Source organism: Dryocola mayonis (assembly GCF_051307045.1).
GTDB lineage: Bacteria > Pseudomonadota > Gammaproteobacteria > Enterobacterales > Enterobacteriaceae > Dryocola.
Genome location: NZ_CP150452.1, coordinates 3,690,535 through 3,710,205 on the forward strand (window position 1 = coordinate 3,690,535; position 19,671 = coordinate 3,710,205).

Consider the following 19,671-nt stretch of genomic DNA (forward strand, 5'->3'; position numbering starts at 1 on the left):
TAAGATATTACCGACTACCCGGCTTCTATCAGGCGATCGTACGCTGGATTTCGATGATTTCGAAGACTTCGATAACATCGCCAACGCGCACGTCGTTGTAGTTCTTCACGCCGATGCCGCATTCCATGCCGTTACGCACTTCGTTGGCATCATCTTTGAAGCGGCGCAGGGATTCCAGCTCGCCTTCATAGATAACCACGTTGTCGCGCAGCACGCGGATTGGATTGTGACGTTTGACCACGCCCTCGGTAACCATACAACCTGCGATAGCGCCAAACTTCGGTGATTTGAAGACATCGCGAACTTCGGCCAGGCCGAGGATCTGTTGTTTGAGTTCTGGAGAGAGCATGCCGCTCATCGCCGCTTTCACTTCGTCAATCAGATGGTAAATGACGGAGTAGTAACGCAGATCCAGGCTTTCCGCTTCGATAACGCGACGAGCAGAAGCATCGGCACGCACGTTGAAGCCAACCAGAATAGCGTTAGAAGCCGCAGCAAGCGTGGCGTCAGTTTCAGTGATACCGCCCACGCCGGAACCGATGATTTTAACCTTCACTTCATCGGTAGACAGCTTCAGCAGGGAATCGCTGATCGCTTCCACAGAACCCTGAACGTCGGCTTTGAGCACGATGTTCACTTCTGACACTTCGCCTTCGGTCATGTTGGCGAACATGTTTTCCAGTTTGGATTTCTGCTGGCGAGCCAGTTTCACTTCGCGGAATTTACCCTGACGGTACAGAGCAACTTCACGCGCTTTTTTCTCGTCACGAACAACGGTAACTTCGTCACCCGCCGCAGGCACGCCGGACAGGCCGAGGATCTCTACAGGGATAGAAGGACCGGCTTCGGTCACTTCACGACCCATTTCGTCACGCATTGCGCGAACGCGGCCGTATTCGAAGCCGCACAGAACGATATCGCCCTTGTTCAGTGAGCCTTCACGAACCAGAACGGTAGCGACCGGACCACGACCTTTATCGAGGAAGGATTCGATTACCACGCCGCTTGCCATGCCGGTACGCATCGCTTTTAGCTCCAGCACTTCGGCCTGCAGCAGGATAGCATCAAGCAGCTCGTCGATACCGGTACCGGCTTTCGCAGATACGTGGATGAACTGGCTTTCGCCGCCCCACTCTTCCGGCATGATGCCGTACTGGGACAGTTCCTGCTTAACGCGATCCGGATCCGCTTCTGGCTTATCGATTTTGTTTACCGCAACCACTACCGGCACCTGCGCCGCTTTCGCGTGCTGGATAGCTTCGATAGTTTGCGGCATCACGCCGTCGTCCGCCGCAACAACCAGAACCACGATATCCGTCGCCTGTGCGCCGCGAGCACGCATTGAGGTAAAGGCTGCGTGGCCCGGGGTATCCAGGAAGGTGATCATGCCGTTATCGGTTTCTACATGGTAAGCACCGATGTGCTGGGTGATGCCACCCGCTTCGCCGGAGGCCACTTTAGTAGAACGAATGTAGTCAAGCAGAGAGGTTTTACCGTGGTCAACGTGACCCATGATGGTCACAACCGGCGCGCGTGACTCAGCCACAGCGTCGGTATCACGGTCGCTCATCAGCGCTTCTTCCAGCTCATTTTCACGACGCAGGATAACTTTGTGGCCCATCTCTTCGGCAACCAGCTGCGCGGTTTCCTGGTCGATGACCTGGTTGATGGTCGCCATAGCGCCCAGTTTCATCATCGCTTTGATGACCTGAGAACCTTTGACGGCCATTTTGTTAGCCAGTTCGGCAACGGTAACGGTTTCGCCGATTACCACGTCGCGGTTAACCGCCTGCGCAGGCTTGTTGAAGCCCTGTTGCAGGGAGCTAGGCTTACGCTTGCCTTTACCGCCGCGAACCGCTGCGCGCGCTTCTTCACGGTCAGCTTTAGATTCGCCGTGTTTGCCGCCTTTTTTCTGGCGCGGCGCTTTAGTCGCGGTAGTACGGGCGCGAGTGCGGCCGCCTTCTACTTCACGGTCGTTTTCGTCTTCGGCCTGGCGGGCATGCTGAGAGGTGGTTACGTGATAATCGGTTTTGTCGTCTTCCACTTTCTCTTCTTCTGTCCAGACGCCTGCGTTAGCTTCAGCCATTTTACGGGCTTCTTCCGCTACGCGACGGGCATCTTCTTCTAGTTTGCGACGGGCTTCTTCTTCCGCTTTGCGCTTAAGCTCAGCAGCTTCTGCCTCGCGGCGGGCTTTGTCGGCCTGGGCGCTTTTCGTCATATCGTCAGATTGTTGATTGCTCACTTTGTCTTTTTCCGCAGCTTCACGTTTCGCTTTATCAGCGGCTTCACGCTTAGCTTTTTCTTCAGCTTCACGTTTAGCTTTTTCTTGCGCCTGACGATTGGCAGCTTCCTGCGCCTCACGTTGGGCTTGCTCTTCCGCTTCACGCTGCGCTTGTTCTTCCGCCGCGAGGCGTTCAGCCTCTTGCGGATCACGTTTCACAAAGGTGCGCTTCTTGCGGACTTCGATTTGTACCGATTTACTTTTCCCACCGGTACCTGGAATGTTTAAAGTACTGCGCGTTTTGCGCTGTAATGTCAACTTATCTGGTGCTGAACCATGTTCACGGTTCAGGTGCGCCAGCAGGGTTTGCTTCTCTTGCGCGGAAACAGAATCATCAGCAGACTTCGGGATCCCTGCATCAGCAAATTGCTGTACCAGGCGGTCCACGGAGGTCTGAATCTCTGCGGCCAGCGCTTTTACGGTTACATCTGTCATGCTGTTCCTTCCTGCTACAGTTTATTACGCTTCGCCGCCAAACCAACAAATATTGCGAGCTGCCATGATCAATTCACCGGCTTTCTCGTTGGTTAAACCTTCAATATCTGACAGGTCGTCGACGCCTTGCTCCGCCAGGTCTTCCAGCGAGCTCACACCACGCGCGGCCAGCTTGAAGGCCAGCGTGCGATCCATACCTTCAAGATTCAGTAAATCTTCCTGAGGTTTGCTATCGCCGAGGCTTTCTTCCTGGGCAAGTGCCAGAGTGGTGAGGGCGTTTTTAGCGCGATCGCGTAATGCTTCCACTGTGTCTTCATCAAGGCCGTCAACTTCTAACAGCTCTTTCATTGGCACGTAGGCCAGCTCTTCAAGCGTTGAGAAGCCTTCTTCAACCAACACGGTGGCGAAATCCTCGTCAATGTCGAGGTATTTGGTAAAGGTATCAATGGCCGCATGTGCTTCAGCCTGATGCTTGGCCTGCAGGTCGTCAACGGTCATCACGTTGAGTTCCCAGCCGCTCAGCTGTGCTGCCAGACGCACGTTTTGACCGTTACGGCCAATCGCCTGCGCCAGATTGCCTGCCTCTACCGCGATATCCATCGTGTGTTTGTCTTCATCAACCACAATGGAAGCCACATCAGCCGGGGCCATCGCGTTGATAACGAACTGCGCCGGGTTGTCGTCCCACAGCACGATATCAATACGTTCACCGCCCAGTTCAGTGGAAACTGCCTGTACGCGCGCACCGCGCATACCGACGCAAGCACCAACCGGATCGATACGTTTGTCATTGGTCTTCACGGCGATTTTCGCGCGGGAACCCGGATCGCGGGCGGCGGCCTTGATTTCAATGACTTCTTCGCCGATTTCCGGCACTTCGATGCGGAACAGTTCAATCAGCATTTCCGGTTTGGAACGGCTGACGAACAGCTGCGCGCCGCGAGCTTCAGGACGTACGGCATACAGCACGCCGCGAATACGGTCGCCCGGACGGAAGTTTTCGCGCGGCAGCATATCTTCACGAATGATGACGGCTTCAGCGTTGTTACCCAGATCCAGAGAGATGTTGTCGCGGTTAACTTTTTTCACCACGCCGGTGATGATCTCACCTTCGTGCTCGCGGAACTGGTCAACAACCATCGCACGTTCGGCTTCACGTACTTTTTGTACGATAACCTGCTTAGCCGTTTGCGTTGTGATGCGATCGAAGGTGACAGATTCAATCTGGTCTTCAACATAATCGCCTACGTTCAGCTCAGGGTCTTCGAACTGAGCGGCATCAAGCGTAATTTCGCGTGTCGGCTGCGTCACTTCTTCTACGATGACCCAGCGGCGGAAAGTGTCAAAGTCGCCACTTTTACGATCGATGCTCACGCGAACATCAATCTCTTGCTCATATTTTTTCTTCGTCGCTGTCGCCAGCGCACTTTCCAGTGCTTCAAAAATCTTCTCGCGCGGGAGGGATTTTTCGTTGGAAACTGCTTCTACAACAGCCAAAATTTCTTTGTTCATCCTGGGTTTTCACCTCAATCCAAACTATTAAAAGTGGGGTACCAGGTTCGCTTTCTGGATGTTGCTCAGTGCGAACACTTCATCTTTGCCTTCGACCGTGACCGTGATCGTCTCACCCTCAACGGCTTTGATAATACCCTGCCATTTGCGACGGTTTTGCACGGCCATACGCAACACAATGCTCACTTCTTCGCCAGTATAGCGAACGTAATGTTCTGCAATAAACATTGGGCGATCGAGACCAGGTGAGGAAACTTCAAGGTTATAGGCCACGGTGATAGGATCTTCGACGTCCAACACGGCACTGACCTGGTGACTGACATCAGCGCAATCATCAACATTGATGCCATCTTCACTATCAATATAGATGCGCAGCGTAGACTGGCGACCTCGAATGAATTCGATACCCACCAGTTCGTAACCCAGTGCTTCGACGGGTGCTGTAATCATCTCTGTTAATTTTTGCTCTAATGTGGACAAGCCCACCCCCAAGACATAAAAAAAGGGCATATAGCCCAGTTATTCTGAAGTCAGATAACAAAAAACCCCGATAAATCGGGGCTTTATATAACTGAACCCTGTATGCCGCAATTGCGGCCCGGACACCGTCCAGAGAATTTTTTTCTAAATTCTTCGCGAGGCACCGAATGGCTCACAGTATATTTGAAAAAGAACTCTCAGGGAAAGTGGTTGCGGGGGCCGGATTTGAACCGACGACCTTCGGGTTATGAGCCCGACGAGCTACCAGGCTGCTCCACCCCGCGTCCGAAAACGTGGAAAATACTACGCCAGAATTGCAATAAATGCAAGAATCGCTGGGATTTGGTACCGAGGACGGGACTTGAACCCGTAAGCCCAATCGGGCACTACCACCTCAAGGTAGCGTGTCTACCAATTCCACCACCTCGGCACTTTGCGTACGGCTATCGTTTACCGTACTGAAGCTTACTGCTTATTACTGCGGGATATCGCTGCTCGGCCTGGTAGGTGCCGCTGGCGTTGTCTGCTCAGATTTCGCTGGCTGACTCAGATTTTCCCACTCGCTTCCTTTACTGGTTTTGTTGCTGTTGATATTACCCAGCACCAGGCTGATGATGAAGAACAGCGTTGCCAGCACAGCGGTCATACGGGTCATGAAGTTACCAGAACCACTTGAACCGAATAACGTCCCGGAGGCGCCTGCACCGAAGGAGGCTCCCATATCAGCGCCTTTACCTTGCTGCAGCATGATAAGACCGACAAGGCCCAGCGCTACAATAAGGAAAACTACCAAAAGAGCTTCGTACATAATCAACCTGTTCCTTGCGGGATTACCGCATACCAATTGCTTCAAACCAGTGAAGCGGGCAAGTTTGTGTTTACCCACTGAAGCGGGTGAGAATACTAACCAAAGCATCAGTGGTGCGCAAGGGCAATTTATTAACATTGCGCTGATTGCAGAAAAAAACAGCAGCAAAGCCATTTTTGCTTAAATAACAGGCGGCAAACGCCGCCTTTTTACACAGCTTTACCGCTTGTTATTAAACTGCTTTTACCGCATCCGCAATGCGATTGGCGTATTCCGTCACCAGCGCGTTATCTTCGCCTTCGACCATCACGCGGATTAACGGCTCAGTACCGGATTTACGCAGCAGAACACGTCCGCGGCTGCCCAGCGCCTCTTCCACTTCGGCGGTCACTTTTTTCACGCTGTCGTGTTCTAACGGGTCGCCGCTGCCCGCCTTAAAGCGGACGTTAACCAGAATCTGCGGGAATAATTTCATGCCGCTGCAAAGATCGTGCAGGCTCATGTGGTTACGGACCATTGCTGTAAGCACTTGCAAACCTGCCACGATGCCGTCGCCGGTCGTGGTCTTATCCAGCAGGATAATATGGCCGGAGTTTTCAGCGCCGATTCGCCAGCCTTTTTCCTGCAGTTTTTCCAGCACGTAGCGGTCGCCCACTTTGGCGCGGGCGAAGGGAATGCCGAGCTGTTTGAGCGCCAGCTCCAGCCCCATATTGCTCATCAGCGTGCCAACCGCACCGCCGCGCAGCTGGCCCTGGCGCAGCCCTTCACGAGCGATAATGTAAAGGATCTGGTCGCCGTCGACCTTCAGGCCCTGGTTATCAACCATGATGACGCGATCGCCATCGCCGTCAAAGGCGATGCCGAGATCGGCTTTTTCCGCCAGCACGCGTTCCTGCAGCATGCGTACATCCGTCGCGCCGCATTTCTCGTTGATGTTGACGCCGTCAGGCTCGCAGCCCACGGGGATAACCTTCGCGCCCAGCTCGCGCAGCACGTTTGGCGCGATGTGGTAGGTTGCGCCGTTGGCGCAGTCCACCACGATTTTTAAGCCGCTAAGGCTCAGCTCGTTCGGGAAAGTCCCTTTGCAGAATTCGATATAGCGCCCTGCGGCATCAACGATGCGGCTGGCTTTACCCAGTTCGGCGGAATCTACGCAGGTAATTTCTTTTTCCATTTCGGCTTCAATGGCTTCTTCCACTTCGTCAGGCAGCTTGGTGCCGTCGATGGAGAAGAATTTAATGCCGTTATCGTAGAAAGGATTATGGGAAGCGGAGATAACGATGCCGGCCTCAGCGCGGAACGCGCGCGTCAGGTAAGCTACCGCAGGCGTTGGCATCGGGCCGGTAAAAGAGGCCGACAGCCCCGCCGCCGCCAGGCCCGCCTCAAGGGCAGACTCCAGCATATAGCCGGAAATACGCGTGTCTTTACCAATGATGATTTTACGCGAGCCGTGACGAGCCAGCACTTTGCCCGCCGCCCAGCCCAGCTTCAGAACGAAATCAGGCGTAATCGGGCTGTCGCCGACGCGCCCACGAATTCCATCGGTACCAAAATATTTACGGTTACTCATAGCGTTTGTTTTCCTTCGCTGAAAGTGTGGCTTCCACCACGCGCATAGCCTCTACGGTTTCTTTCACGTCGTGAACCCTGATGATATGTGCCCCCTGCATAGCCGCAACGACGGCGCAGGCAAGGCTGCCGCTCAGGCGCTGATCCGGCCCAACGTTTAGCAGCTGGCCAACCATAGATTTACGCGACATTCCAACTAAAAGCGGTAAGCCAAAATGATGGAATTCTGAAAGTCGGGCAAGAAGTTGGTAATTATGGCTGAGATTTTTACCGAAACCGAAGCCCGGGTCGAGCAACAATTTTTCTTTTGCAATGCCGGCCGCTTCACAGCGGGCTATCTGCTCAACAAAGAAGCGATTCACCTCTTCGAATACATCAGCGTAGTGCGGAGCCTGCTGCATGTTTTTTGGGTTGCCCTGCATATGCATCAGGCAAACCGGCAAACCTGTCGCAGCCGCTGCCTCAAGTGCGCCCGGCTCGGTCAGCGAACGAATGTCATTGATGATATGGGCGCCGACGCGTGCCGATTCGCGGATCACTTCCGGTTTGGAAGTGTCGACAGAAATCCATACTTCAAAACGCCGGGCAATCGCCTCAACCACCGGAATAACCCGCGCTAACTCATCCTCAACGCTCACCTCGCTGGCGCCCGGACGCGTAGATTCACCGCCGATATCAATGATTGTCGCCCCGGCGTTGATCATCATATTGGCGTGCTTTACCGCTTCGACCAGGGAATTATGTTTTCCGCCATCGGAAAACGAATCCGGCGTCACGTTTAAGATCCCCATAACGTGAGGATGGCAGAGATCGAGCGTGGTGCCCTGGGCGGTAAGTTTCATCAAAATTCCCCTGAATAGATTTCGGTTAACGCAAAAACAAAAACCCCGGGACCAGCCCGGGGTTTGGATTACTTATGGCAAAACATGGGACGAGCTCGGCTTACTTATCGCCCAACTGTTCTGACATGGTGTTGCCAGGATTCGGCGTGCGCGGTTCGTCGACCGGACGCGGTGCACGTGGCGTACCGTTGTTATCAGAATTGTTGCTGCCGTTGTTTGAATCTTCCCAGCCCGCTGGCGGACGCACATCGCGGCGAGCCATCAGATCGTCAATCTGCGGCGCATCGATGGTTTCATACTTCATCAGCGCGTCTTTCATGGTGTGAAGAATATCCATGTTTTCATTCAGCAGCTGGCGAGCGCGAGCGTAGTTGCGCTCGATCAGCAGCTTCACTTCCTGATCGATGATACGAGCGGTTTCATCGGACATGTGTTTTGCTTTTGCCACGGAGCGGCCCAGGAACACCTCGCCCTCTTCTTCCGCATACAGCAGCGGACCGAGTTTCTCAGAGAAGCCCCACTGGGTAACCATGTTACGCGCGATGGAGGTCGCGACTTTAATGTCGTTAGACGCACCGGTAGAAACATGTTCCGCGCCGTAGATTATCTCTTCGGCCAGACGACCGCCGTACAGCGTAGAAATCTGGCTTTCCAGTTTCTGACGGCTGGCGCTGATAGCATCGCCTTCAGGCAGGAAGAAGGTAACGCCAAGCGCGCGGCCACGCGGAATAATGGTGACCTTGTGTACCGGATCGTGCTCAGGCACCAGACGGCCAATAATCGCGTGCCCCGCTTCGTGATAGGCGGTGGATTCTTTCTGCGCTTCCGTCATCACCATGGAGCGGCGTTCCGCGCCCATCATGATTTTGTCCTTCGCTTTTTCGAACTCAACCATCGAAACGACACGTTTGTTACCGCGAGCGGCGAACAGCGCAGCTTCGTTCACAAGGTTTGCCAAATCCGCACCGGAGAAGCCTGGCGTACCGCGGGCGATGATCGCCGCGTCGATATCGGGCGCCAGAGGCACGCGGCGCATATGCACCTTCAGGATTTGCTCACGGCCACGGACGTCCGGCAGACCAACAACGACCTGACGGTCGAAACGGCCAGGACGCAGCAGCGCCGGGTCAAGCACGTCCGGACGGTTGGTTGCGGCGATAACAATGATGCCTTCATTACCTTCGAAACCATCCATCTCAACCAGCATCTGGTTCAGCGTCTGCTCGCGTTCATCGTGACCGCCGCCCAGGCCTGCGCCACGCTGGCGGCCTACGGCGTCGATTTCATCGATAAAGATGATGCACGGCGCGGCTTTCTTGGCCTGCTCGAACATGTCGCGCACGCGGGATGCGCCCACGCCAACGAACATTTCCACGAAGTCAGAGCCGGATATGGTAAAGAACGGCACTTTCGCTTCGCCCGCGATGGCTTTCGCCAGCAGGGTTTTACCGGTACCCGGAGGGCCGACCATCAGCACGCCTTTCGGGATTTTGCCGCCCAGCTTCTGGAAACGGCTCGGCTCACGCAGGTATTCAACCAGCTCAGCAACCTCTTCTTTTGCTTCGTCACAGCCAGCAACGTCGGCAAAAGTGGTTTTGATTTGGTCTTCGGTGAGCATACGCGCCTTGCTCTTGCCGAACGACATGGCACCTTTGCCACCGCCGCCCTGCATCTGGCGCATAAAGAAGATCCAGACCCCAATTAGCAACAGCATCGGGAACCAGGAAATAAAGATAGAAGCCAGCAAGCTAGGCTCTTCAGGCGGCTCGCCTACCACTTTAACGTTCTTGGTCAGCAGATTATCAAGCAGCTTGGGATCGTTAACGGGGATATAAGTCGTGTATCGGTTACTATCTTTCTTGGTAACGTTGATTTCACGTCCATTGATACGCGCTTCGCGAACCTGGTCCTGATTCACTTCAGACAGGAAAGTGGAATAATCCACCCTACGGCCGTTTGACTCGCTGGGCCCAAAGCTCTGGAACACAGACATCAGCACAACCGCGATGACCAGCCAGAGTATTAGGTTTTTCGCCATGTCACTCAAGGGATTAACCTCATATTACAACTGTGTTAACAAACAGCGTCAGGGTACTATACTTTGCGCCCGGTCGCTACAATGTACACTTCACGTGAGCGGGCACGAGAAGAGTCCGGCTTACGAACTTTCACCTTCGTAAACAGGGAGCGAATTTCTCGCAGGTATTCATCGAAACCTTCGCCTTGAAACACTTTCACCACAAAACTTCCGCCCGGCGCCAGAACATCACGACACATTTCCAGTGCCAGTTCTACCAGATACATAGCGCGAGGAATATCTACTGCCGGTGTCCCGCTCATATTTGGTGCCATATCTGACATGACAACCTGAACTTTATTGTCACCAACACGTTCCAGCAGGGGCCTTGACGACTAATTCATCACGAAAATCGCCCTGAAGGAAGTCCACACCAACGATAGGATCCATTGGTAAAAGATCGCAAGCAATGATTCGCCCTTGATTCCCGATCTCCGTCACAACGTACTGCGACCAGCCTCCGGGAGCAGCGCCAAGATCGACAACCGTCATTCCTGGCTTAAAAAGTTTGTCACTTTGCTGTATTTCATCAAGTTTAAACCAGGCACGGGAACGCAACCCCTTTTTCTGCGCCTGAAGTACATATTTATCGCTAAAGTGTTCCTGCAGCCAGCGACTGGAGCTGGCAGAACGCTTTTTACCTGTCATCTCAATTTCCAACTTTGTTCATCGTGAGTGGCAGGCTGTTAAAAAATCAGCACAGCCGATTTGGCGATACACTGGAGATGGCGGTAGAATGAACCGTTTTCAATCCCAACGTAAGCAAATAATACGATGAATCTGAGTACTAAACAAAAACAGCACCTGAAAGGTCTTGCTCATCCACTCAAGCCAGTAGTCATGCTGGGCAATAATGGTTTGACCGAAGGGGTACTGGCCGAGATTGAACAAGCACTTGAGCACCATGAGTTAATCAAGGTCAAAGTCGCAACCGAAGATCGCGAGACTAAAGCCTTGATAGTGGATGCCATCGTGCGGGAAACCGGCGCCTGTAATGTACAGGTCATCGGTAAAACGCTGGTGCTTTATCGCCCATCTAAAGAGCGTAAGATTTCTCTGCCGAAATAAGCGCAGAGTGTGCAAAATGCCACGCTCTGTTCGTTGATAAAAGGCCGCTGTGCGGCCTTTTTCCTTTCTTTACAATACGCCACGCCGGCAATCAGCGTAGCAGAAATTATAAATACTCCACCTTCACGATCTCAAATTCGACATCGCCGCCGGGCGTGCGGATCACCACCACGTCATCCTGCTCTTTCCCTACCAGCCCACGCGCGATAGGCGAATTAACCGAAATCAGATTCTGTTTAAAATCAGCCTCATCATCGCCAACGATGCGATAAGTCTGCTCTTCGTCGTTCTCAAGGTTCAGAACGGTCACCGTGGCGCCAAAAATCACGCGGCCGTTGTTAGGCATTTTGGTGACGTCGATAACCTGAGCGTTAGACAGCTTGGCTTCGATATCCTGAATACGGCCTTCGCAGAAACCCTGCTGCTCGCGCGCCGCGTGGTACTCAGCGTTTTCTTTCAGATCGCCATGCTCGCGGGCGTCGGCGATAGCGGCAATGATTTCCGGGCGACGAACCGACTTCAGGAAATCGAGCTCTTCACGTAATCTTTCTGCGCCACGTAGGGTCATCGGAATAGGTTGCATTTGTTATACCTCTTAAAAACTGTCCTGTTCAGCAAGGCCCTGGGCGGTGCTGACTTAAGAGCATAGCCAGAGCATTTGCCTGACAACAAATAAAAGAAAACTGACCCGGAGCAAAGCCCCAGGTCAGGAACGGTTTTCAATTTGATACGTATTTTACCCTGGAGTTCCACAAGGGTCATCGTTTACTTTGCACCGCGATGCACCGTAGTATGGCTGCACGTTTCCAGGCTGTTACCGCGAGATTATGCGATTTTTTAGATTTGTCATTGGATTGACCAGTGCAGTGGTATTGAACGTTCAGGCCGCCAACGTTGAAGAATACACCTCCCAGCTGCCCGCGGGAGCAAACCTGGCGCTGATGGTGCAAAAGGTGGGCGCTCAGGCGCCGTCAATTGACTATCACAGTCAGCAAATGGCCCTGCCCGCCAGTACGCAAAAAGTGATTACGGCGCTGGCGGCCCTGCTGCAGCTCGGGCCCGATTTCCGCTTTACGACGACGCTTGAAAGCCAGGCGCAAATAAGCAATGGCGTGCTAAACGGCGACCTTGTGGCGCGATTTGGCGGCGATCCAACGCTAAAACGCCAGGATATTCGCAATATGGTCGCGGTGCTGAAAAAGGCCGGCGTGCAGCAGATTCAGGGCAATGTGCTGATCGACACTTCCGTATTCGCCAGCCACGATAAGGCGCCCGGCTGGCCGTGGAACGACATGACGCAGTGCTTCAGCGCGCCGCCTGCCGCGGCCATCGTTGACCGCAACTGCTTCTCTGTTTCTCTCTACAGCGCGCCGAAGCCCGACGATCTGGCATTTGTTCGTATCGCCTCTTATTACCCGGTGCTGATGAACAGCCAGGTGAGAACGCTCGCCAAAGGTTCGCCGGATGCGCAGTATTGCGAACTGGATGTCGTGCCCGGCGATCTCAACCGCTTTACTCTCACGGGCTGCATGACCCAGCGCGCGGATCCGTTGCCTTTGGCCTTTGCCATTCAGGACGGAGCCAGCTATGCGGGCGCTATCCTGAAAGCCGAGCTAAAAGAAGCGGGCATCACCTATAGCGGCACGCTGCTGCGCCAGACTAAGGTGACTACGCCGGGGACGGTTATCGCCAGCAAGGAATCCGCCCCTTTACACGACCTGCTGAAAATCATGCTCAAAAAATCGGACAATATGATTGCCGATACCGTGTTCCGCACTATCGGCCATAACAGGTTCGGCGTGCCGGGCACATGGCGCGCGGGCGCGGACGCAGTACGCCAGATTCTGAGCCAAAAGGCGGGCGTTAATTTAGGCAATACTATTGTGGTGGACGGTTCGGGCCTCTCCCGCCATAACCTGATTTCACCCGCGACTATGATGCAGGTGCTGCAATACATCGCGCAGAACGACAGTCAGCTAAACTTTATCTCGATGCTGCCGCTGGCCGGCTATGACGGCTCGCTGCAGTACCGCGCGGGTCTGCACCAGGCGGGCGTCGACGGCAAAGTTTCTGCCAAGACCGGTTCCCTGCAGGGCGTGTATAACCTGGCCGGTTTTATTACCACCGCCAGCGGCCAGCGAATGGCCTTTGTGCAATATTTATCCGGCTATGCCGTAGAGCCTGCCGATCAACGTAACCGCCGTATCCCGCTAGTGCGCTTCGAAAGTCGACTCTATAAGGATATCTACCAGAATAACTAAGCCATGAAGCTGCTGATTGTTGAAGACGATTTACTGTTACAGGAAGGGCTGGCGCAGGCGTTGGGCAACGAAGGCTACGCGCTGGACTGCACCGCTACCGCCGCCGGGGCCGATGCGTTGATACAAAGCGGCGAATACAGCCTGGTTATTCTGGATCTCGGCCTGCCGGATAAAGACGGCGCCACGCTGCTAAGCCAGTGGCGCCGCCGCGGCGTAAGCAACCCGGTACTGATCCTCACGGCACGCGATGCGCTGGAAGACCGGGTCAAAGGCCTGGATTCCGGCGCCGACGATTATCTGGTTAAGCCCTTCGCGCTGGCAGAGCTGCAGGCTCGGGTGCGGGCGCTGATCCGTCGTTATCAGGGACACAGCGATAACCTTTTGCAGCAGGGGGATTTGGCGCTTAACTTGCAAACCCAGCAGGTTATGCTGCAGGCCCGCCCGCTGGAAATCACCCCGAAAGAATTCGCCCTTCTCACGCGCCTGATGATGCGCATCGGCCAGACGGTGCATCGCGAAACGTTACAGCAGGATATCTACAGCTGGCAGGACGATCCCGGCTCAAATACGCTTGAGGTGCACATTCACAATCTGCGCCGCAAGCTAGGCAAGGATCGCATCAAAACCGTGCGCGGCGTCGGCTACCGGCTGGAAAGCCAGATATGAACAGCATGCGCCGGCGTTTAATGCTGCTGCTTGCAATAATTTTATTGTTTTTTCAGCTTATTAGCGTGATCTGGTTGTGGCATGAAAGCCGGGAGCAAATCGGCTTTCTGGTAAACGAAACGCTTTCAGCCAAATCGCGTAACATGCACGTTGAGAAAGAAATTCGCGAGGCCATCGCCTCGCTGCTGGTGCCGTCGCTGGTAATGATCGGCTTTACGCTGTTCTTCTCTTTTTGGGCAATCAGCTGGATTACGCGTCCTTTAAACCGCCTGCGTACGAGCCTCGCCAACCGTTCTGCGGATAACCTCTCTCCTCTTCCCATGTATTCCGATATGGAAGAGATGGTGTCTGTCACCACCTCGTTAAACCAGCTGCTTGCACGCCTGGACCATACCATTCAACAAGAGCGCCTGTTTACCGCCGACGCCGCGCACGAGCTGCGTACCCCGCTTGCCGGGCTCAGGCTGCATCTGGAATTAATGGCGAACTCGGGCAATCCGCAGGCGCCGATGCTGCTGGAGCGCATCGATCGGCTGATGCACACCATCGAGCAGCTGTTGATGCTTTCCCGGGCCGGACAGGCGCTGGCAAGCGGGCACTACAATACGCTGACGTGGACCAGGGAGATCATCGCGCCGCTGAAAATGGAAATGAATGAGATGATGGCGATGCGGGAACAGACCATCGAATGGCCGCAGGAAAGTAACGAGTCGGTGCAGGGCGACGCGGTGCTGCTGCGCCTGATGCTGCGCAACCTGCTGGAGAACGCTTCCCGTTACAGCCCGGAGGGAAGCGTGATTAGCGTATCCCTGACCCCACGGGATACGGGTACGCTGCTGTGCGTATCGGATCAGGGGCCAGGCATTGACGAACAGCACCGGCAGACGCTGACCGAACCCTTCCGACGCATGGACCAGCGCTACGGCGGCAGCGGCCTTGGTTTAAACATCGTCCTGCGCATCGTACAGCTGCACCACGGCAAATTAACTCTGGATAACCGCAGCGAGGGCAGCGGTCTTAAAGCCGGCTGCTGGCTGCCGAAGACCATTCAGTAACCCATAAAAAAGGGCCGGTTTAACCGGCCCTTCTGCGCTGCGATAATTATTTCTGGTAAATGATTTCGACGCCTTCGTCGTCATCTTCATCCCAGTCATCATCCCAGTCGTCGTCTTCTTCCGCTTCCGCGGCGTCGAGCTGCTGCTGATGGTAGTCATCCCACATAAACTCAACTTTCTCAGGCGCCACCGGCACCACTTCGCTGACTTTCGGGTTAGCGATGATAAAGTCCATTACGTCCCAGCACAGCGCGTTGACGCCTTCACGGTTGACCGCAGAGATAAGGTAATATTTATCTTCCCAGCCCATCGCCGTAGCAATTTCTTTGGCGCGCGCTTCGGCTTCTTCCTGGCTCATCAAATCAACTTTGTTAAACACCAGCCAACGCGGTTTCTCCGCCAGCTTCGCGCTGTATTTCTCCAGCTCGCCAATAATAATACGGGCGTTTTCCACCGGATCGGATTCGTCGATTGGCGCGATGTCGATAAGATGAAGCAGCACGCGGCAGCGCTCAAGGTGCTTCAGGAAGCGAATGCCAAGGCCGGCGCCTTCCGCAGCGCCTTCGATCAGCCCCGGGATATCGGCGACGACAAAGCTCTTCTCGTTGTCCATACGCACCACGCCGAGGCTTGGCACCAGGGTGGTGAACGGATAATCGGCAACTTTTGGTTTTGCGGCGGAGACGGAGCGGATAAAGGTAGATTTACCCGCGTTCGGCAGGCCCCAGCATGCCAACGTCAGCCAGCAGCATTAATTCAAGCTGCAGGTCGCGCTTTTCACCCGGCGTACCCATCGTTTTTTGACGCGGGGTACGGTTAACGGATGATTTAAAGCGGGTGTTGCCCAGACCGTGCCAGCCGCCTTTAGCTACCATCAGCTTCTGGCCGTGCTGGGTCATGTCGCCCATGGTTTCGCCAGTGCCCTGATCGATAACGCGAGTACCTACAGGCACCTTAACCGTTACGTCTTTACCGCGCTTACCGGTACAGTCGCGGCTCTGGCCATTCTGACCGCGTTCGGCGCGGAAAGATTTTTCAAAACGGTAATCGATCAGCGTGTTGAGGTTTTCATCGGCTTCCAGCCACACGTCGCCGCCGTCGCCGCCGTCGCCGCCGTCCGGGCCGCCCCTTGGGATATATTTTTCACGACGGAAGCTAACGCAGCCGTTACCGCCATCACCTGCTACGACCAGGATCGTTGCTTCATCAACAAACTTCATTTCACTTCTCCGTAAATCATTCGCCCGAATGTTGTACTGGGACAGCTTCGGTTTTGTGCCAGCGTCCCCAAAGACGGTGACCAATGGCGGAATACATCGCGCCCGCAACCACGACAAACGCGCCGGCATAACCCACGAGGTTAAGCAACGGCATGGCGAAGAAATCGGGCCAGGCTAACGCTAATAAATCTGAAAACAGCAGGGTAAACAGCGGTGTCAGGGTGATAATCGCGCTGACCTGCGCCGCCTGCCACCGGGCCATTGCTTCTGCCAGCGCCCCATACCCAATAAGCGTATTCAGGCCGCAGAAAATTAAACATGCCAGTTGCCATCCGCTAAGCTGAAAAATCATCTTCGGCTGCGCCAGGGGCAATAAGGCAACGGTACACAAAGTGTACAGCAAAAAGAGGATCTGTTGCGAGGCCAGCCGGCGTAATAACACCTTCTGCGCCACGCCATAGGTGACCCAAACCGTCGCCGCCAGCACGCCGAAAATCACCCCGAGGGTGTAATCTGTCAGGCGGGTAAAAATTTCTATCAGGCTGGTGTTAAAAAACATCACCAGACCGCAAAGCAGCATAATGGCCCCCACGACCTGCGTGCCGCGCATTTTCTCTTTCAGCACGACCACGCTTGCCACCATCATCCCCACCGGGGAGAGCTGGCCAATCACCTGGGATGCCGTTGGGCTCAGGTATTGCAGGGAAGAGCTAAACAGCAGGAAGTTCCCGAACAATCCTCCGGTCGCGATCGCCAGCAGCACCAGCCAGCGCGGCTTGCGGAAAATACGCATCGCCGGCAGCTTGCCCCGCAGCGCGAGGATTGAACCCAGGCCGATACTGGCCATCAGGAAGCGGTAAAAAACCACGGTAGGCGGTTCCATGACCGTCAGCACCTGCTTCATAGCGATTGGCAAAGCGCCCCAGCAGACCGCCGTGGTTAATGCCAGAAGAATGCCGATGCCCGCCTGCTGTTTCATGCTGAAGTTCCCTGGTACTTCATTGATTTACCGGGCTCAGAATGTAAAAAGCCCCGCAACGTGTTGCGGGGCTTCAATCCGTTACCGGGACGCGAAAAACTTATTCAGCAACGATGCTGATGAACTTACGGTTTTTCGGGCCTTTAACTTCGAACTTAACTTTACCGTCAGTCAAAGCGAACAGAGTGTGATCTTTGCCGCAACCTACGTTGCTGCCAGCGTGGAATTTAGTACCACGTTGACGAACGATAATGCTGCCTGCCAGAACTGCTTCACCGCCGAAACGTTTTACGCCCAGACGTTTAGCTTCCGAATCGCGACCGTTACGAGTTGAGCCGCCAGCCTTTTTATGTGCCATTTAATCTGCTCCTCTGTCTTAAGCGCTGATGCCAGTGATTTTCACATCAGTGAACCACTGACGATGACCTTGCTGCTTACGGTAGTGTTTACGACGACGAAACTTAACAATCTTAATTTTCTCGCCACGACCATGAGCAACAACTTCAGCCTTGATTACGCCGCCATCAACGAAAGGAACGCCGATTTTGATTTCTTCGCCATTAGCGATCATCAGAACTTCTGCGAACTCAACAGACTCGCCAGTTGCGATGTCCAGCTTTTCCAGGCGAACGGTCTGACCTTCGCTTACTCGGTGTTGTTTACCACCACTTTGGAAAACCGCGTACATATAAAACTCCGCTTTCCGCACACACCTTACATTGGTTTCAGGTGGCGCTATAAATATTCACAATAGGGCGCGAATATTACGCAAACACGGAGCATTTGACAAGCCCGATTGTGCATACGCGTAGAAAAAAAACGCAACCTCACAGACAACGTTTATCTGCCTCGTTTTTTCAGTACAATCTGTACTACATTATCACTCCTCTACCTTCACGTTATTCCATAACAACACGTGGTAAACAGGACTGTAAGCCAGACTTTTGCGATGAATTTAGAAAAAATTAACGAGTTAACCGCGCAAGATATGGCGGGTGTCAACGCGGTCATCCTTGAACAGTTAAATTCGGATGTCCAACTGATCAACCAGTTAGGCTATTACATCGTGAGCGGCGGCGGCAAACGCATACGCCCGATGATCGCAGTGCTTGCCGCACGTGCCCTCGGTTACCAGGGCAAGGCTCACATCAGCATTGCTGCGCTGATCGAGTTTATTCACACCGCCACGCTGCTGCACGACGATGTGGTCGATGAATCGGATATGCGTCGCGGCAAAGCCACGGCTAACGCGGCCTTTGGCAACGCGGCGAGCGTGCTGGTAGGCGATTTCATCTACACCCGCGCCTTCCAGATGATGACGCAGCTGGGGTCGTTGAAGGTGCTCGAAGTGATGTCAGAAGCGGTGAATGTCATCGCGGAAGGGGAAGTTCTGCAGCTGATGAACTGTAACGACCCGGACATCACCGAAGAAAGCTATATGCGCGTTATATACAGCAAAACCGCGCGCCTGTTCGAAGCCGCGTCCCAGTGCTCGGGCATTTTAGCCGATGCCACCGCGGAGCAGGAGCAGGCTTTACAGGATTATGGCCGCTATCTGGGCACCGCTTTCCAGCTGATCGATGATTTACTGGACTACAGCGCCGACGGCCAAACGCTGGGTAAAAATGTGGGGGACGACCTTAACGAAGGCAAACCGACGCTTCCTTTACTGCATGCGATGCGCAACGGCACGCCGGAGCAGACCCGGATGATTCGCGAAGCCATCGAGCAGGGAAATGGCCGCCATCTGTTACAGCCCGTGCTGGATGCCATGGCCCGCCTGCGGTTCGCTGGAGTGGACCCGCCTGCGCGCCGAGCAAGAAGCGGATAAGGCTATCGCCGCCCTGGGCGCGTTGCCGGAAAGCGAGCACAAAGAAGCTTTAATCGCCCTGGCGCATATGGCCGTTCAGCGCGATCGCTAACTATCCTGCGCGCCGGCTGCTGGCGCGCAAAGTTTCCAGTAAATCTCTACAACGCCTTTCTCTCCCTCCCGTTCTGCAACGCTTGCCCGCCCATTTTCATACGGTTTTGTGTTTTAAAACACAGAATTGAGCGTTGTTATTTTTTATTGGAAATTATTAAACTATTTTATGCTATAAATTCCAGATACAAGAAAACGCACCAGGAAATGAGTTAATCACAGGGAGGAAAAATGAATAACAAACAGGCGGACTGGCATCCTGCCGATATCATTGCAGGCCTGCGCAAACGGGGAACGTCCCTTGCGGCTGAGTCGCGCAAGGCAGGACTAAATTCGGCCACCCTGGCCAATGCGTTAACCCGCCCCTGGCCGAAAGGTGAGCAGATCATTGCCCGGGCGCTGGAAACCCAGCCCTGGATAATCTGGCCTTCGCGCTATTTTGATCCGGTGACGAATGAATTTATCGACCGTTCTTTGCTGATACGTAAAAAGTAACC

16 protein-coding genes, 2 tRNA genes and 3 pseudogenes are annotated in these 19,671 nt (G+C 54.3%); 6 read left to right on the forward strand and 15 right to left on the reverse strand.

Features of this window, described 5'->3' with window-relative positions; translation table 11 throughout:
• Window positions 1-28: 28 nt before the first annotated feature.
• The 10 genes and pseudogenes from infB to rlmE form a co-directional block, all read right to left on the reverse strand.
• Window positions 29-2,716 carry a translation initiation factor IF-2 gene (gene infB, locus WLO32_RS17840; protein ID WP_435946346.1) on the reverse strand — a complete coding sequence of 896 codons (2,688 nt, stop codon included), beginning with the start codon at window positions 2,714-2,716 and terminating at the stop codon, window positions 29-31.
• A 24-nt stretch (window positions 2,717-2,740) separates the two neighbouring features.
• A complete protein-coding gene (gene nusA, locus WLO32_RS17845; RefSeq protein WP_435946347.1) occupies window positions 2,741-4,228 on the reverse strand; it encodes a transcription termination factor NusA in 1,488 nt (495 codons plus the stop codon).
• A gap of 27 nt (window positions 4,229-4,255) precedes the next feature.
• Entirely contained in the window at window positions 4,256-4,708 is a 453-nt protein-coding gene (rimP, locus tag WLO32_RS17850; RefSeq protein ID WP_435946348.1) for a ribosome maturation factor RimP, read from the reverse strand.
• A gap of 207 nt (window positions 4,709-4,915) precedes the next feature.
• Window positions 4,916-4,992, reverse strand: a tRNA-Met gene (locus WLO32_RS17855).
• A 59-nt stretch (window positions 4,993-5,051) separates the two neighbouring features.
• Window positions 5,052-5,138: transfer RNA gene (locus WLO32_RS17860), tRNA-Leu, on the reverse strand.
• A gap of 45 nt (window positions 5,139-5,183) precedes the next feature.
• Window positions 5,184-5,516, reverse strand: coding sequence for a preprotein translocase subunit SecG (secG, locus tag WLO32_RS17865; protein WP_121267716.1), 333 nt, complete (start codon window positions 5,514-5,516; stop codon window positions 5,184-5,186).
• Window positions 5,517-5,748: 232 nt separating this feature from the next.
• The gene (gene glmM / locus WLO32_RS17870) at window positions 5,749-7,086 is read right to left on the reverse strand and encodes a phosphoglucosamine mutase (RefSeq protein ID WP_435946349.1); all 1,338 of its coding nucleotides are present in this window, start codon (window positions 7,084-7,086) and stop codon (window positions 5,749-5,751) included.
• Window positions 7,079-7,927 (reverse strand): dihydropteroate synthase, encoded by an 849-nt coding sequence (gene folP / locus WLO32_RS17875; protein WP_435946350.1) that lies wholly within the window; start codon window positions 7,925-7,927, stop codon window positions 7,079-7,081. Before folP ends, glmM begins: the two co-directional genes overlap by 8 nt.
• Before the next feature lie 100 nt (window positions 7,928-8,027).
• Window positions 8,028-9,965, reverse strand: a complete 1,938-nt coding sequence (gene ftsH, locus WLO32_RS17880) for an ATP-dependent zinc metalloprotease FtsH (protein ID WP_435946351.1) — start codon at window positions 9,963-9,965, stop codon at window positions 8,028-8,030.
• A 56-nt stretch (window positions 9,966-10,021) separates the two neighbouring features.
• Window positions 10,022-10,652 (reverse strand): annotated as a pseudogene (rlmE, locus tag WLO32_RS17885) (23S rRNA (uridine(2552)-2'-O)-methyltransferase RlmE).
• A 126-nt stretch (window positions 10,653-10,778) separates the two neighbouring features.
• Here rlmE and yhbY point away from each other — a divergent pair.
• The gene (gene yhbY, locus WLO32_RS17890) at window positions 10,779-11,072 is read left to right on the forward strand and encodes a ribosome assembly RNA-binding protein YhbY (RefSeq protein ID WP_121267721.1); all 294 of its coding nucleotides are present in this window, start codon (window positions 10,779-10,781) and stop codon (window positions 11,070-11,072) included.
• A gap of 106 nt (window positions 11,073-11,178) precedes the next feature.
• Here yhbY and greA read toward each other — a convergent pair whose 3' ends face one another.
• Window positions 11,179-11,655: a transcription elongation factor GreA gene (greA, locus tag WLO32_RS17895; protein WP_121267722.1), complete on the reverse strand. Its 477-nt coding sequence runs from the start codon at window positions 11,653-11,655 to the stop codon at window positions 11,179-11,181.
• 244 nt (window positions 11,656-11,899) lie between these two features.
• Here greA and dacB point away from each other — a divergent pair, with 244 nt between their 5' ends.
• The 3 genes from dacB to pmrB are packed head-to-tail and all read left to right on the forward strand — an operon-like array spanning window position 11,900 to window position 15,054.
• Complete coding sequence (gene dacB, locus WLO32_RS17900; RefSeq protein ID WP_435946353.1) at window positions 11,900-13,333, forward strand: serine-type D-Ala-D-Ala carboxypeptidase; 1,434 nt, start codon at window positions 11,900-11,902, stop codon at window positions 13,331-13,333.
• Between the two features lie 3 nt (window positions 13,334-13,336).
• On the forward strand, window positions 13,337-13,999 hold the full coding sequence (gene pmrA, locus WLO32_RS17905; protein WP_435946354.1) for a two-component system response regulator PmrA: 663 nt from the start codon (window positions 13,337-13,339) through the stop codon (window positions 13,997-13,999).
• Window positions 13,996-15,054: a two-component system sensor histidine kinase PmrB gene (gene pmrB / locus WLO32_RS17910; protein WP_435946355.1), complete on the forward strand. Its 1,059-nt coding sequence runs from the start codon at window positions 13,996-13,998 to the stop codon at window positions 15,052-15,054. Before pmrA ends, pmrB begins: the two co-directional genes overlap by 4 nt.
• 46 nt (window positions 15,055-15,100) lie before the next feature.
• Here the strand turns inward: pmrB and cgtA are convergent.
• The 4 genes and pseudogenes from cgtA to rplU all read right to left on the reverse strand — a co-directional run bounded on the left by cgtA (window position 15,101) and on the right by rplU (window position 17,941).
• A pseudogene (cgtA, locus tag WLO32_RS17915) lies at window positions 15,101-16,274 on the reverse strand (Obg family GTPase CgtA).
• Between the two features lie 16 nt (window positions 16,275-16,290).
• Window positions 16,291-17,253 (reverse strand): DMT family transporter, encoded by a 963-nt coding sequence (locus tag WLO32_RS17920; RefSeq protein WP_435946356.1) that lies wholly within the window; start codon window positions 17,251-17,253, stop codon window positions 16,291-16,293.
• 100 nt (window positions 17,254-17,353) lie between these two features.
• The gene (rpmA, locus tag WLO32_RS17925; protein ID WP_121267728.1) at window positions 17,354-17,611 is read right to left on the reverse strand and encodes a 50S ribosomal protein L27; all 258 of its coding nucleotides are present in this window, start codon (window positions 17,609-17,611) and stop codon (window positions 17,354-17,356) included.
• An 18-nt stretch (window positions 17,612-17,629) separates the two neighbouring features.
• Window positions 17,630-17,941 (reverse strand): 50S ribosomal protein L21, encoded by a 312-nt coding sequence (gene rplU / locus WLO32_RS17930; protein ID WP_121267729.1) that lies wholly within the window; start codon window positions 17,939-17,941, stop codon window positions 17,630-17,632.
• 261 nt (window positions 17,942-18,202) lie between these two features.
• On the opposite strand from rplU, the pseudogene ispB reads away from it, so the two are divergent.
• Window positions 18,203-19,175, forward strand: a pseudogene (gene ispB / locus WLO32_RS17935) (octaprenyl diphosphate synthase).
• Between the two features lie 230 nt (window positions 19,176-19,405).
• The gene (sfsB, locus tag WLO32_RS17940; protein WP_435946357.1) at window positions 19,406-19,669 is read left to right on the forward strand and encodes a DNA-binding transcriptional regulator SfsB; all 264 of its coding nucleotides are present in this window, start codon (window positions 19,406-19,408) and stop codon (window positions 19,667-19,669) included.
• Window positions 19,670-19,671: the final 2 nt, after the last annotated feature.